General features: G+C 38.6%; 10 protein-coding genes. 2 read left to right on the forward strand and 8 right to left on the reverse strand.

The features are described 5' to 3' along the window. Window positions 1-85: 85 nt before the first annotated feature. The 5 genes from ACLBWE_RS06205 to ahcY form a co-directional block, all read right to left on the reverse strand. Window positions 86-2,356, reverse strand: coding sequence for an NADP-dependent malic enzyme (locus ACLBWE_RS06205; RefSeq protein ID WP_045430018.1), 2,271 nt, complete (start codon window positions 2,354-2,356; stop codon window positions 86-88). Between the two features lie 237 nt (window positions 2,357-2,593). Continuing rightward, on the reverse strand, window positions 2,594-5,446 hold the full coding sequence (locus ACLBWE_RS06210) for a putative bifunctional diguanylate cyclase/phosphodiesterase (protein WP_447601772.1): 2,853 nt from the start codon (window positions 5,444-5,446) through the stop codon (window positions 2,594-2,596). A 136-nt stretch (window positions 5,447-5,582) separates the two neighbouring features. Further along, window positions 5,583-6,305: a 16S rRNA (uracil(1498)-N(3))-methyltransferase gene (locus ACLBWE_RS06215; RefSeq protein WP_447601774.1), complete on the reverse strand. Its 723-nt coding sequence runs from the start codon at window positions 6,303-6,305 to the stop codon at window positions 5,583-5,585. An 18-nt stretch (window positions 6,306-6,323) separates the two neighbouring features. Next, entirely contained in the window at window positions 6,324-7,160 is an 837-nt protein-coding gene (metF, locus tag ACLBWE_RS06220; RefSeq protein WP_447601775.1) for a methylenetetrahydrofolate reductase [NAD(P)H], read from the reverse strand. A 74-nt stretch (window positions 7,161-7,234) separates the two neighbouring features. Then, a complete protein-coding gene (gene ahcY / locus ACLBWE_RS06225) occupies window positions 7,235-8,617 on the reverse strand; it encodes an adenosylhomocysteinase (RefSeq protein WP_045125749.1) in 1,383 nt (460 codons plus the stop codon). Window positions 8,618-8,840: 223 nt separating this feature from the next. On the opposite strand from ahcY, the gene ACLBWE_RS06230 reads away from it, so the two are divergent. After that, on the forward strand, window positions 8,841-9,377 hold the full coding sequence (locus ACLBWE_RS06230) for a cysteine peptidase family C39 domain-containing protein (protein WP_447601778.1): 537 nt from the start codon (window positions 8,841-8,843) through the stop codon (window positions 9,375-9,377). A gap of 38 nt (window positions 9,378-9,415) precedes the next feature. On the opposite strand, the gene ACLBWE_RS06235 is transcribed toward ACLBWE_RS06230, so the two are convergent. From ACLBWE_RS06235 to lipA, 3 genes are all read right to left on the reverse strand, one after another. Next, a complete protein-coding gene (locus tag ACLBWE_RS06235) occupies window positions 9,416-9,799 on the reverse strand; it encodes a carboxymuconolactone decarboxylase family protein (RefSeq protein WP_000043120.1) in 384 nt (127 codons plus the stop codon). Between the two features lie 106 nt (window positions 9,800-9,905). Beyond that, window positions 9,906-12,368, reverse strand: coding sequence for an acyl-CoA dehydrogenase (locus ACLBWE_RS06240; RefSeq protein ID WP_447601780.1), 2,463 nt, complete (start codon window positions 12,366-12,368; stop codon window positions 9,906-9,908). A gap of 282 nt (window positions 12,369-12,650) precedes the next feature. Continuing rightward, complete coding sequence (gene lipA / locus ACLBWE_RS06245; RefSeq protein ID WP_003650609.1) at window positions 12,651-13,664, reverse strand: lipoyl synthase; 1,014 nt, start codon at window positions 13,662-13,664, stop codon at window positions 12,651-12,653. Window positions 13,665-13,860: 196 nt separating this feature from the next. On the opposite strand from lipA, the gene sthA reads away from it, so the two are divergent. After that, on the forward strand, window positions 13,861-15,273 hold the full coding sequence (gene sthA / locus ACLBWE_RS06250; protein WP_017387960.1) for a Si-specific NAD(P)(+) transhydrogenase: 1,413 nt from the start codon (window positions 13,861-13,863) through the stop codon (window positions 15,271-15,273). Window positions 15,274-15,316: the final 43 nt, after the last annotated feature.

Genomic DNA, 15,316 nt, shown 5'->3' on the forward strand with positions numbered 1-15,316 from the left:
ACCTCTATTCTTCAAGCAATCATGCTACAGAATAGAGGTTTTCTCAAGTCATTAGACAGGCTTTTCGTAAAAAGCTCTTTCTAAATTACTTTTCTTGTTGTTGGATTTCCGCAACAGTTAAAGCAGTCATATTGATAAGACGACGAGTCGTTGCTGTCGGTGTCAAAATATGAACAGGTTTTGCTGCGCCAAGCAAAATTGGACCAATAGTAACGTTGTTACCAGAAGTCGCTTTCAACAAGTTAAATGAAATATTTGCTGCATCTAGGTTTGGCATAATGAGCAAGTTTGCAGAACCTTTAAAACGTGAACCAGGGAATGCAAATTGACGAATATTTTCGTCTAATGCTGCATCACCATGCATTTCACCTTCAACTTCAAGTTCAGGAGCTTGTTCAGATAAAATGCGATAAACTTCACGCATTTTTTGAGCGCTTGAATCAGTTTGGTCGCTACCAAAACTTGAATGAGAAAGCAGTGCTACACGTGGAGTAATACCAAAACGACGTACTTCTTCAGCTGCCAAAATAGTCATTTCAGCAAGTTGTTCAGCAGTCGGGTTAGTGTTTACATAGGTATCTGCGATAAACAAGTTGCGATCTTCAAGCATTAATGCATTTAATGTGAAGAAGTTATTCATGCCTTCTTTAAGACCGATAACATTGCGTACAAAGTCAAGGTGAATGTTATAGCTACTGTAAGTACCACATAACATACCGTCTGCTTTACCGAATTTAACCAGTAGAGATGCAATTAACGTTGAACGACGGCGAACTTCACGTTGAGCATATTCAACAGTGATGCCTTTGCGTTGCATTGTTTGATAGTAATCTTTCCAAAACTCTTCATACATCGGGTTTTGTTCTTGATCAACAATCTCAATATTTACGCCATGTTGTAAACGTAGGCCTAATTTTTTGATATTTGCTTCAATTACAGCCGTACGACCTACTAAAATAGGTTTAGCTAAATCTTCATCAACTGCAATTTGTACTGCACGTAATACGCGTTCGTCTTCACCTTCAGCATATGCAATGCGTTTAGGATCAGCTTTTGCTTGAGCAAAAATTGGCTTCATCAAGAATGCAGAGTTATATACAAACTCAGACAATTTTTGACGATACACAGCGAAATCTTCGATAGGACGAGTTGCTACACCTGAGTCCATTGCAGCTTTAGCAACAGCTGGTGCAATTTCTAAAATTAAACGTTGATCAAGTGGGCGTGGAATTAAATAGTCACGACCAAATGAAGCAGATTTTTCACCATATGTAGCTGCATCAGCTTCTACATGAGCCATACGCGCAATTGCATGTACACATGCAATTTTCATGTCTTCATTAATCGTAGTTGCACCAACATCAAGCGCACCACGGAAAATGTATGGGAAACATAATGCGTTGTTTACTTGGTTTGGATAGTCAGAACGACCAGTTGCCATAATGACATCAGAGCGTACTTCATGTGCATGTTCAGGTAAAATTTCTGGATCTGGGTTTGCCAAAGCAAAAATAATAGGGTTCTCAGCCATCTGTTTCACCATTTCTTTGGTGAGAATACCAGCAGCAGAAAGACCCAAGAACATATCAGCGCCAGTCATTACTTCATGAAGCTGAGATGCTGTAATATCTTGAACATAACGTTTTTTAGATTCGTCTAAGCCTTCGCGAGAAGTCGTTAATAGACCGCGAGAATCGGCAACAATAATATTTTCTTTTTTAGCACCAAGCGCACAAAGCAAGTCTAAACATGAAAGTGCTGCTGCACCTGCACCTGAAGCTACGATTTTGATTTCATCAATTTTCTTATTTACAAGTTGCAATGCATTGAGCAAAGCTGAACCTACAATAATACTTGTACCATGTTGATCGTCATGGAATACAGGAATTTTCATGCGTTCACGAAGTTTCTTTTCGATATAGAAACATTCTGGCGCTTTAATGTCTTCGAGGTTGATACCACCGAAAGTTGGCTCAAGAGAGGCAACAATATCCACGATTTTATCTGGATCGTTTTCCGCAATTTCGATGTCAAATACGTCAACACCAGCAAACTTCTTGAAGAGAACGCCTTTACCTTCCATTACAGGTTTAGAAGCCAATGGGCCAATATTACCTAAACCAAGAACAGCAGTACCGTTAGTGACTACAGCAACCAAGTTTCCGCGTGCTGTATATTTAGCAGCAGTTGATGGATCACGTTCAATCTCTAAACATGGCGCAGCAACTCCGGGTGAGTAGGCTAGAGCCAAATCTCGTTGGTTGACAAGTTGCTTACTTGGGGTGACGCTGATTTTCCCTGGGTTTGGATATTCATGGTAATTTAAAGCGGCCTGTTTTAAAGATTGATCGTCCATCTGAGTCTCTATTTGATACAAAAAAGCAAACTAGTCAAATCACTCATTCAGGGGAAGGCAACTCGGTTCTTTTACTATGCTTTAATTTTTATCAATTAAGAGAATAGTAGACGAATTGCCAATAGCCCTGTAGTGAGCTAAATGCTAAAGAATATAACACTACTTCTTTATTTCTCACAGTCAAAAACGCTCATTTTTGGAAAAAGCAGCATATGTAAAAATAGTCTGTGAGAACCCTTAAGAAATAGGCGAATCTGTTTGTAGATAAGGAATAATCTGCTCAGCCGGGATAGGACGACTAAAGAAATAGCCTTGTAAAAAATCACATTGCTGTTTTTGTAGATAGGCAACTTGTTCCTCTGTTTCTACACCTTCGGCAACCAGTTTAAGACCCATACTTTTACCCATCGCAATCATGGCATTTACAATGGCTTCTTGTTTGTGATCACCAATTTTAGAAATAAAAGCACGGTCAATTTTTAATACATCAATTGGGTATTCTGTCAGATAAGCTAAAGAGGAATAGCCTGTACCAAAGTCATCTAGAGCAATTGAAATATCTCGTTGTTTTATTGCATGTAATAACGTTTTTACGTTATCGGTATTGTCCAAGAGGGCTGACTCAGTAATCTCAAGTTCAAGATCTGAACCTTGTATATTATATTTCTGCAAAATTTCATCAATATCATTGAGTAATAAGCCTCGATGTATTTGCTGGGCAACAATATTTACAGAGACTTGAATGTTTGTATAGCCTTGGCTCTTCCATTCTTGTAATTGTTTTCCAACTTTATCTAAAACGACTTTGCCAATATCTGAAATCAGGCTACTACGCTCAGCAAAAGGTATAAACATATTTGGCATTACTAATCCTTTTTCGGGATGTTGCCAGCGAATTAATGCTTCAAAACCTATAATTGATTGATCTTGTAGATTAATTTTTGGCTGGTAATAAATGACAAATTCATCATTTTGAATGGCTTTACGTAACTCTTGTTCTAAGTCAGCAGTTTTATATGGATGCTCTGCTTTATTGCAATAGTAAGAAATGGTATTGCCTCCTAAGCGTTTTGCTTCTGAAAGTGCTTGTTCTGCATGGTTGTTAAGATGATCAATTTGTCGGCCATGCTCAGGAAAGCATGCCACACCGATAGATGCCGTAATAAAATATTCGTGATTATCAATATAAAAAGGTGCGTTGAGCGCTTGCAAGATGTTTTGGCAATATTGCTCAATATTTGGATGAATTGGAGAAATTTCATAAATGATTGCAAAATCGTCACTATTTAAATAAGCAACCAAAATTGCATTAATATTGATTAAGCGTAATCGTTGTGCAAACTGTTTAAGAAGTTCATCACCACTATCATTATTTAAAAATTCATTAAAAGCTCGAAAACGGTCAATATTTACTCGTATCAATGCTAAGTTTTTAATGTTATATGAAGGGTTTACAAGATATTGATGTAGTTGATTGTAATAGTAAAGGCGATTAGGCAAGTGGGTGAGACTATCGTAATTTTTTAAATAGGATAGATGCTGTTCCTGACGTTTTTGCTCAGTGAGGTCACGTGCAAAGCCAATATAATTTGTGATTTGATTGAACTCATCTTTGACCACATTGATGTGTAACCACAAATATACGCTTTTGCCAGAACTAAACTTTTCGTCAAATTGGCCCATATATTCTCCGGTTTCGAGGAGCTGTTGGGTAATTGAGCTATGAAATTGTTGTTGTAGTTCTTTTTGATTAATTGTAATGCTAAATAATTCTTTATTTAGGAGTTCTGATTTAGAAAATCCGGTTAATTTTTCGTAGTAAGGATTAATATCAATATAGTTCAGATGTTCATCTAAAATAAATATGCCTTCCGCGGCTTGCTCAAGCACAATTGCCGATAGTCTTAAGTGTTCTTGATCTTTTTTCTCTTGATGTATATCTCGGGTCATACCGACCATACGAAGCGCTTTTTGTGTTTTAGGATCTCTTGTAATGACACGGCCTACATCATGAATCCATCGCCAAGAACCATCACGACGTAAAATTCGAAAATTGACATTAAAATGATCTGTAATTCCGTCCAAATGTTGTTTCAAACGTTCGTCAAAAAGCTTTTTATCACTGGGATGTAAACGATCTAAAATAGTATTGAGATGAATAACGGTCGTCTGAGTTTGTTTTTGTTGATCGAAAAACGTAATTTCTAATTTTTGATTTTCAATATCCCAGTCCCATGGCCGAATGCCAGCCGTTTCATGTGCAAAAGCTAAATTGTAGTGATGGCTTTCGAGTTGCTCATTCATTTTGGTGAGATCGTAAGTTCGTTCACGTACCTTTTGCTCAAGTAAATGGTTATTAAATTGGAGCTGGGCTTCAATATCTTTAGATTTATTCACTTCTTGTTGAAGTTGTACACATAATTCTTCAGCCCACTGAGTATGTTGATCTGAAATTTGAACAAGCTGTTTATTTTTTAATAATAGTTTAGAAATCTTTTGATAGTTACGTTGAGTTGCGTATGCGCAGAGTACTGTAGCCATGAAAGCTATATTATAGGCGAAATAAAAAGGTAGCTGAGTAATGGGTGTATGTGTAAATTGAGCGATTAATAGGGGTAATGTACTGGGAATGAATAAAAGATAAAAGTATCGAGGTTGTTGCGTTAAAAAAGTCAGGCCAATGATATGGGCAGAAGTGATAAACAAAGCAATTAAAATATGAGCATCTGGTAACGAAACTAACTCTTGAGGAAGATAGAAGTGAATAACTGTAACGGTTATCCCTAATAAAATTCCTGAAATAAAACAAATACTCTGTAATATAAGATCAGCTTTTTTAATAAAATTAATAGTACGATAGTGGGTTAAAATATTTGGAACGAATAATAGACAGGTAAAAGATGCAATAGTGAGGCCGATAGACCAGTTAAATATGGTTATTGAAGATGAAAAATAATAAGAAAAAATAGCATATGAGATCAGACATAACAGTATTAAGCTAATCAAATACCAGCGTATATATTGAATTGAAAGTTTTAGCTGCTCAATTTTTGTTTGATGCTGTAAATATTCTTCCTGAAGCCCGGACATAAGATTTTTCTATCCTATTTTTTTTTACATATATACAGAAAGAATCTGATTTATCAGTGATAAAGAATTTGAAATTTTATTCATACAATAAAAGTAAATTAACTTTAAATAACGATTTAATCAATGTTCAATGAACTTAGGTTGATAAAAACCGATAATTTAAAATAGATAAGGCAACGACAGGTGCAGTTTCTGTACGTAAGACACGGTCACCAATACACCAATTCATAAAACCAGCTTGATTGGCTTGAGTAATTTCATTTTCACTTAAACCGCCTTCTGGGCCAATTAATAAGGCAAGTTCAGGTTGTATGCCTGCTAATACATCTTTTTGTTCTTTTTCTGGTGCTAAAACAAATTTTGAAGCGGGAAGCTGAGTAGAGCTTAGCCATTCACTTAGAGAAATGGGCGCTAACACTTCTGGAACGATATTAAGACCACATTGTTCACAAGCAGCAATTGCAACAGCTTGCCAGTGATCTAATTTTTTTTGATCTCGATCATATTTTAAGCGCATCTCACAGCGCTCACTTGTAAGCAACTGAATTTGATTTACTCCAAGTTCAGTTGCTTTCTGAATGGCGTAATCCATTCGGTCACCTTTACTCATGACCTGCCCAAGGACAGCTTTAAAAGGGGCACTACGGTTAGTAGGGTTAAAACTCTCAATCGTGACAAATGCATTTTTTTTATTAATTTCGGTCAGTGTCGCGAGATATTCGCCACCTTGACCATTAAAGAGAGTAGCTTGTTCTTGTAATTGTGCACGTAAAACACGCACCCAATGATGAAATACTGTTTCTGTCAGTTGAATTGTTGAGCCAACTGTAAGTTCAGTTTCGATAAAAAAACGATTCATTGGGTACGCCTTACAAAATTAATTTAAACCAAGATCAACGACGAGTTGACGAGTTGGTTCGACTTGATTCATTGAATAAAAATGTAAGCTTGGTGCACCACCTGCGATCAAGCGTTCACATAGTTTAACAACAACTTCATGACCAAAAGCTTTAATACTCTCACTGTCATCGCCATAGGCTTGTAATTGCTTACGGATCCAGCGAGGAATTTCTGCACCAGTACCATCAGCAAAGCGAATTAAGTTGCTGGCATTGGTAATAGGCATGATGCCAGGAGCTACCGGAATATTAACTCCAGCTTTTTCTAAGCGCTCAATAAAATAAAAGTATGAGTCTGGATTAAAGAAGAATTGAGTAATTCCTGCATTAGCACCAGCTTGTACTTTTTCAATAAAACGTTGGATATCTGAATCAAGGTTTTCAGCTTGAGGGTGCATTTCTGGATAAGCTGCAACTTCAATATGAAAATGATCACCTGAATGCTCACGAATGAAACGTACTAAATCTTGAGCATATGGAAGCTCGCCAAGTCCGACTTGGCCAGAAGGTAAGTCACCACGTAAAGCGACAATACGGTTAATGCCTTGAGCTTTATAGAGGTCGAGTAGCTCAGCAATACGCGCTTTATCATCACCAATACACGAAAGGTGAGGAGCAACTGGTGTACCTTTGCCATTGAAATCGTCAATAGCAGCAAGAGTACGTTCGCGAGTAGAACCACCAGCACCATAAGTAATCGAGAAGAAATCTGGATTTAATGGTTGTAATTCTTGATGAACAATACGAAGTTTTTCAGCACCGGCATCAGTTTTCGGTGGGAAAAATTCAAAAGAAATGGGTATACGTTTAGTCATGTCAAATCCTTGTAAACAGCGAAACAATATTTTTAGAAAAAAGGGCAGTCGGTTCACCGTCTGCCCTTAAGTTCTTAGTATTTGTAAGCGTCAGACTTGAATGGTCCCTCAACAGCAACACCTAAATAGCCAGCTTGCTCTTGAGTTAATTGAGTAAGTACACCACCGAAACCTGCAACCATTGCCGCAGCAACTTCTTCGTCAAGTTTCTTAGGAAGAACTTCTACACGAATTTTTGCAGCTTTTTCGTTTGCAGGAAGGTCAGCAAATTTCTCTTGGAATAAGTGAATTTGACCTAAAACTTGGTTAGCAAAAGAACCGTCCATCACGCGTGATGGGTGACCAGTTGCATTACCAAGGTTTACAAGGCGACCTTCAGAAAGAAGAATGAGGTAGTTATTTTCATCTTCAGAACGATAAACTTGGTGAACTTGTGGCTTAACTTCAACCCACTTGTAACCACGTAAATAAGCAGTATCAATTTCTGTGTCGAAGTGACCGATGTTACATACAACTGCACCAGCTTTTAAGCTATCTAACATTGCAGCATCACATACGTGGTAGTTACCAGTAGTAGTTACAACAAGGTCAGTGTTGCCAAGTAAGTCTTGGTTAATATCTTCTTTTTTGCCTGTTTGTACGCCGTTTTTGTATGGAGATACAACTTCATAGCCGTCCATACATGCTTGCATTGCACAAATTGGGTCAACTTCAGTTACACGGACGATCATGCCTTCTTGACGTAAAGATTGAGCAGAACCTTTACCAACATCACCATAACCGATCACAAGCGCACGGCGGCCAGACAAAAGCATGTCAGTTGCGCGTTTGATTGCATCATTTAATGAGTGACGGCAACCATATTTGTTGTCATTTTTAGACTTAGTAACAGAGTCATTTACGTTGATAGCAGGTACTTTCAAAGAACCGTCTTTCCACATTTCGATAAGACGTTGAACACCTGTTGTGGTTTCTTCAGTAATACCGTGAATACGTTCTAAAAGTGCAGGGTATTTGTCATGAACAAGAGCAGTTAAGTCACCGCCATCATCCAAGATCATGTTGGCATCCCAAGGTTGACCATTAACATTAACTTGTTGTTCTAAACACCATACATATTCTTCTTCAGTTTCGCCTTTCCAAGCAAAAACAGGAATACCGCGAGCAGCAATAGCAGCAGCAGCATGGTCTTGAGTCGAGAAAATGTTACATGAAGTCCAACGAACTTCAGCACCTAATTCAATAAGCGTTTCAATAAGAACCGCTGTTTGAATGGTCATGTGGATACAACCAAGAATTTTTGCGCCAGCAAGTGGTTTAGAAGCTGCATAACGTTTACGTAAACCAATTAGAGCTGGCATTTCTGCTTCAGCAAGTTTGATTTCTTTACGACCGTAGTCAGCAAGTGAGATGTCAGCAACTTTATAATCTGTAAATGAAGCATTAACCGCGTTCATCAGGATCTCCTAGGGAAAAAATAGTATGGATCGTTCTGTTCGCGGATGCCGTTGTTGGTTAAAAACGAGCGTTTAACCGATTGTCGAGCCTGGCAAATTGATCTTTAGTGCCGATCACTTGTCGCAGCATCCCTCGACTAGCGAAACATTGTACTTGGAAAAGCTTTTAGTGCCAATCCAGTTTTGTTTATTATCTGCTTAATTACGACTTTAGATTTAAATTATGGCCTTAAATATTCCCGAATCTTTGGCAAACCTCGAAGCGAATAGCGGTGTTTTTGCGGTTTGGATGGTACTTTGGCATCATGGGGTTCAAATTGATATTTCCGAGCTGATTCAAATTTGTCGATATGATGAAGACGGGACCTATACAATTGCCTTGGCTGTTGCTTTAAAGAAGTTTGGGTTTGATGTGTCATTTCATTCGGATAAAGACCCAAATATTAGCCCAAGCGAACGCATGAGTTATAAAGAAGCAAATGTATTGAAAATACCCACGAGCCCAGCGTTAAGCTATCAGGATATTCAAGCTGCAATTCAAAATGGAAAAATGGCGATTGTGTATTACGACACTTTAGAAGGTATCGGAAATCAGTCACTCATTTATTCTATAGATCAAAATGAAATCTGTTTTTTTGATAGTTTTGAACCGATGTCAGCGGCAGTCTTTGAAAAGCAACGTCAAGTGGAAGGGATTTGTTGTCAGGCTATCGTGATTGATGATCGTAATTTTCAAATGCATTCAATCAAATTGAATTAGATAAAAAAGAGCCAGTAGAGTGCTGGCTCATATTAAAGTTATTTTTGTTGATATTCTTGAATCACTTCTAAAGCAGCACGAAAAGCCTCTTGTGTAGCAGGTGCACCGCAATATGGCAGACTATGCAATAACGTTTCTTGAATTTCTTCAACTGTACAACCATTGTTGAGCGCGCCGCGAACATGGCCTTTGAGTTCTGTTGGTGACTTAAGTGCAGTTAACATTGCCAAAGTAATTAATGAACGATATTTACGCGGTAGCACACCTTCACGCTGCCAAGTAGATCCCCATGCATGTTCATTAATCCAGTCTTGCAATGGCTGAGTAAATGGTACGGTATTCTCTTGCGCACGTTTTACAAAAGCTTCTCCCATCACTTCTGTGCGAACTTTTAATCCATTTTCGTAATCTTGCTTAGACATTAATTTCTCCTAAAAATAAAAGCGTCGATTGACGCTTTTATGGCTGTTTATTAATTAATGCGAATCAAAAATGATTGCAATAGTGAATTAGTGGAGGCATCAGTCACTAAATTTGATGAGGGTTCGATAAAGGAAGATCTTTATTTAAGTTTTCATCAAAAATATCTGTAAGCATGCTGTCGAATCGAATTGCGTTGTATTGCAATAATTGTTGAGCTTCGCTTTCAGAAATAAAACCTTCTTTTGTAGCGTGTTCGATGTTCTCTTCGAAAGTCAGTCCTTTAAATTTCCCTTTAGATTCAGCCTTTTTAAACTTATCCCAAAGTGGTTCAAGAGTTCGTAAAATTTGGAATGTATGTTCTAAACGACCAGTCACATCATCGGCTTTAGTTGAATAAAATACATGATGTTTGAGTTGTTCCCTGAAAGGATGTTCTTGCATCATGAGTTCAGCGACTTGCTGTTTTAACTCATCATCGGGTTTTGAAATCACACGACCAAAAGGGAAACAGATCCATTTTACAAATGCTGCTGGAAGTTTAGCTGGGAAGTTTTCAAATAAACCCCAAAATGCTTCCTGAATATTCAAGAAAGCTTTTTGCAGAGCTAATTTAGCGTGAAGTTGTTCAGCTTCAGTTTTTTGACCCGCTTCATAAAACTTTAAAATTGCAGTAGAAATAAAAAGATGAGCATGAATATCGGCCAAACGTCCTGACAGCATCTCTTTGCGTTTTAAGTCTCCTGCCAGTAAACCAAGCGCCATATCTGCAACTAAAGCAAAGTTGGCACTAAAACGGTTAATCGTCTTATAGTAACTGGCAGTAAATTGATCTACTGATTGAGGCGCATCGTTTGAGCCACCTGTCCAACCATAGGCAAATGATTTTGCCCCGCGGTTAAAGGTATAGGCTAAATGTTTGAATAACAAATCATCGAATTTTTTGACTGAAGTGCTTTTATCTTCAGACTGAAGAAGTTGCAATTCTTCAAAAAGATAAGGGTGACAACGCATTGAACCTTGACCAAAAATCATCAATGAACGTGTCAAAATATTTGCACCTTCGACTGTAATTGCAATTGGAATTGCTTGATAGGTGAGTGCAAGGAAGTTACGTGGCCCAAGTTGAATTGCACGTCCTCCGGCAATATCCATTCCGTGATTGACCACTTTGCGCATCGTTTCAGTTGCATAATATTTTGCCATCGCAGTCATCACGGCGGGTGTTCCACCTTGATTTAATCCGCAAGTGACTAAATAACGGAATGCTTCAAGCATGTAGGCATCGCTGGCAATTTCACTGGTAGCTTCTTGCACACCTTCAAATTTGCCAACAGAGATATTAAATTGCTGGCGAATTTTTGCAAAAGCTCCTACGGTGAGATAGCTCATTTCACCTGCTGCTGTTGCTAAAGCTGGAAGGGAAATACCACGGCCAACACCTAAGCACTCCATTAGCATGCGCCAGCCTTTACCGGCATTTTCTTGCCCACCAATAATCCAGTCAATTGGAATAAAAACATCTTCTCCTTCTACGGTTCCATTCATAAATGGAGAACCTGGAAAATGACGTGCTCCTATTTTAATCCCCGCATGGCTTGCAGGAATGAGTGCACAGGTAATACCGTATTCTGTTTTATTTTTATCGCCGAGTAGACCCTCAGGGTCATACAGTTTAAATGCGAGGCCGACAACAGTGGCAATCGGAGCAAGCGTAATCCAGCGTTTAGAGAAATTCATGCGTAGACCAAGAACTTGAGCACCTTCATATTCGCCGTAACAAACAACCCCTGAATCTGGAATGGCACCTGCATCTGAACCCGCTTCTGGACTGGTTAAACCAAAACATGGAATCTCTTCACCTTTAGCAAGACCGGGTAAATATTGTTGTTTTTGAGCATCGGTACCGTAATGCATGAGCAGCTCACCCGGCCCCAATGAGTTTGGAACCATACAACTCACCGCGGTGGTGAGTGAGCGTGAAGCAATTTTGCTCATAATACGACTTTGTGCGAATGAGCTAAATTCTTTACCACCAAAAGACTTTGGAATAATGAGGCCTAGAAAACCTTTATCTTTAATAAATTGCCAAACCTCTGGTGGAAGATCTTTTAAGTGATGATGAATTTCCCACTCATTGAGCATGCTACAAAGTAGCTCAACTTCATTGTCTATAAAGCTTTGCTCTTCTTCTGACAACGTTGGGTAGGGATACTTTTCAAATTGAGACCAATCAGGTGCCCCCATGAATAACTCTTTTTCCCACCAACTGGTACCAGCCTCTAAAGCCTCTTGTTCTGTGGTACTAATGCTCGGCATTGAATTCGCTAAAGTCTTATAGGCTGGCTTGGTAATCAGGTTAAATCGTAATGGCTCAACTAAAATAATGATGCTGAGTGCAATAATTGGAATACCTAAAAGCAGAGACCATGGTGTTAGCAAGAACGCCGAAAGTATGGCAACAATAATGGCCACACCGCTACCAAGAACTTTATTTAAGTTAAAAAAGAAAATTGCCCATACTGCAATAAGCTGAATAATAAGACTTAATATAAAGAGTAGGAAAATCATACTTGCTCCTTACTAGCTAAGCCCTCAAGTAGATGAAGTTACAAAAGCGAGGAGATATTTAAGGCTTAACTAGCTATTTTGTTGCTGTTTAAATTTGAGTTTTTATGTCGCAAATATTGATGTATATGCTAGAGCAGGGATATATCGTACTTTTAGGTATAAGATATTTTTGAGTGAAAGTGTAAGGGGTTATTTTATTGATTTGTCAAGAAATGTTATTGATTTTCTTATACAAATAAAAAACCCTCTAATACAGAGGGCTTTTTATAGATATTTAATTTATTAAGCTTCGACGACCTGAACAGCAATTTTTTTGGCAGGGTCTACTTTACGACGAACTTCTGGTACTGGTTCACCATGGTATTGACGATCAGCAAAGTAACTTGAACGAACCATTGGTGCAGACCAAATATTTCTAAAACCAAGTTTGCGGCCATGCTCTGCATAACGTTCAAACTCTTCTGGTGTTACAAAGCGGTCAATTGGTGCGTGTTGTTTAGAAGGCTGTAAATATTGACCAATAGTGACATAGTCAACATCGTGAGCGCGTAAGTCATCAAGTAATGCAATGACTTCTTCTTCAGTTTCACCAATACCCACCATCAAACCACATTTTGTTGGGATATCTGGGCAATATTCTTTAAACATTTTGAGTAAGGTTAAAGAATGTTGATAGTCTGAACCTGGACGCATTGCTTTATATAAGCGAGGTACCGTTTCAATGTTGTGGTTAAATACGTCTGGCGGACATTCAGTCATAATGCGTAAAGCAATATCCATACGTCCACGGAAGTCAGGTACTAAAATCTCAAGCAATGTAGTTGGGCTAAGCGCACGAGCTTCTTTAATACAGTCCACAAAGTGTTGTGCACCGCCGTCAAGCAAGTCATCACGGTCAACAGAAGTAATTACTGCGTACTTGAGTTTCAGATTGGAAATGGTTTCTGCCATGTGACGAGGTTCGTCAGCATCTAATGCATTTGGACGACCATGTGCAACATCACAGAAAGGGCAACGGCGTGTACAAATATCACCCATGATCATGAATGTTGCCGTACCGCCACCAAAACATTCTGGGAGGTTAGGACAAGCTGCTTCTTCACAAACGGTATGGAGTTTTTGAGCACGTAAAGTCGTTTTAATACGCTGAACTTCTTCTGGTGCCGTCATCTTGACACGAATCCAGTCAGGTTTACGCGGCACTTCAACCGTAGGTACAACTTTTACAGGAATTCTTGCGACTTTTTCTGCGCCACGAAGTTTTACACCCTGTTCAGGTTTACGGTGTTCTGACATATTTAACTTTTCCACTCGTTTATAGAGACATTGACATTGTATTATAGCGAAGTTCTTCAGTTAATAGCGGAAAATAACTATTCATATAATAAATGTGGTTATTCAGAAATATAGGGTTGAGAAATACATAAATTCACCGCATATTAGTCATAATCTATTATAAAATATGGTCATTCAAGAGAGGAAGGAGCTTTCAATGCCACGTAAAAAAGAGGTCGTTAGTGGGAATTTCGTTAAATACGATGCGGTAGTTCTCGGTTCTGGACCTGCAGGTGAAGGCGCGGCAATGAAGCTTGCAAAAGCTGGTAAGCGTGTTGCAATTGTAGATGTGCGTGATCAACTCGGTGGTAACTGTGCACATGTAGGAACCATTCCAAGTAAAGCATTACGTCAAACAGTTTCTAGTATTATTCGCTATCAGCGTGATCCAATGTTTCAAAAAGTAGGTGAATGGAAACAGTTCACCATGAAACAGGTTTTGCGTAATGCACATAAAGTGATTCAACAACAGGTTGATACACATACACGCTTTTATGACCGTAACAAGATCGGTGTATTCCACGGGCGTGCATATATTCAAGATAAAAATACAGTTTTAGTTTTTAGCCATGAAGGCATTAAAGAAACAATTATTTGTAAACAAGTTGTGATTGCTACAGGTAGTCGTCCTTATCATCCGCAAGGTCTCGACTTTGATCATCCTCGCGTATTTGATTCAGACAAAATTCTTGATCTTGATTACTCAATTCAAAAGATCATTATTTACGGCGCCGGTGTTATTGGCTGTGAATATGCCTCAATCTTTATTGGTCTAGACCATAAAGTTGACTTGATTAACACACAGCAAAAACTACTAAGCTATTTAGATGATGAAATTGCTGATGCTTTGTCTTATCACTTGCGTGAACAAGGTGTTTTGATTCGTCACAATGAACAAATGGATCATCTTGAAACGTTTGATGACCACGTTGTTCTACACTTACAAAGTGGTAAAAAGATTAAAGCCGATGCCATTCTTTGGTGTAATGGCCGTTCAGGTAATACGGAAGGTTTGGGTCTTGAGAATGTTGGATTAGTACCAAACAACCGTGGTCAACTTTCAGTAAATGATCAGTACCAAACTGAAGTTGAAAACATCTATGCTGCTGGTGACGTGATTGGTTGGCCTTCATTAGCTTCGGCTGCTTATGACCAAGGGCGCTGTGCTGGCGCAAACATGAGTGGTGAAGATGCTAAACCAGTACGTGATATTCCTACAGGTATTTATACCATTCCGGAAATCTCATCAATTGGTAAAAATGAACAGGAATTAACGGAAGAGAAAATTCCGTATGAAGTTGGTCAAGCATCTTTCCGTCATTTAGCTCGTGCACAAATTACGGGTGATACAGTGGGTGAGTTAAAGATTCTTTTCCACCGTGACACGATGGAAATTTTAGGTATTCACTGTTTTGGTAATAACGCTGCTGAAATTATCCACATTGGGCAAGCAGTTATGCACAGCCCAAATAATACCTTGAAATATTTTGTTGAAACGACATTTAACTATCCAACAATGGCTGAAGCATATCGCGTAGCTGCGCTCAATGGTATGAATCGCTTGTTTTGATTTTAAATAAGTTTTTAATAAAAAAGCCCGCAAATCTGCGGGC

This window comes from Acinetobacter sp. M5A5_2a, assembly GCF_053345265.1.

Excerpts from the sequence above, each read along its gene's own strand:
- ACLBWE_RS06205 (WP_045430018.1), bottom strand. The coding sequence starts at position 2,356 with ATGGACGATCAATCTTTAAAACAGGCCGCTTTAAATTACCATGAATAT.
- ACLBWE_RS06210 (WP_447601772.1), bottom strand. The coding sequence starts at position 5,446 with ATGTCCGGGCTTCAGGAAGAATATTTACAGCATCAAACAAAAATTGAG.
- ACLBWE_RS06215 (WP_447601774.1), bottom strand. The coding sequence starts at position 6,305 with ATGAATCGTTTTTTTATCGAAACTGAACTTACAGTTGGCTCAACAATT.
- metF (WP_447601775.1), bottom strand. The coding sequence starts at position 7,160 with ATGACTAAACGTATACCCATTTCTTTTGAATTTTTCCCACCGAAAACT.
- ahcY (WP_045125749.1), bottom strand. The coding sequence starts at position 8,617 with ATGAACGCGGTTAATGCTTCATTTACAGATTATAAAGTTGCTGACATC.
- ACLBWE_RS06230 (WP_447601778.1), top strand. The coding sequence starts at position 8,841 with ATGGCCTTAAATATTCCCGAATCTTTGGCAAACCTCGAAGCGAATAGC.
- ACLBWE_RS06235 (WP_000043120.1), bottom strand. The coding sequence starts at position 9,799 with ATGTCTAAGCAAGATTACGAAAATGGATTAAAAGTTCGCACAGAAGTG.
- ACLBWE_RS06240 (WP_447601780.1), bottom strand. The coding sequence starts at position 12,368 with ATGATTTTCCTACTCTTTATATTAAGTCTTATTATTCAGCTTATTGCA.
- lipA (WP_003650609.1), bottom strand. The coding sequence starts at position 13,664 with ATGTCAGAACACCGTAAACCTGAACAGGGTGTAAAACTTCGTGGCGCA.
- sthA (WP_017387960.1), top strand. The coding sequence starts at position 13,861 with ATGCCACGTAAAAAAGAGGTCGTTAGTGGGAATTTCGTTAAATACGAT.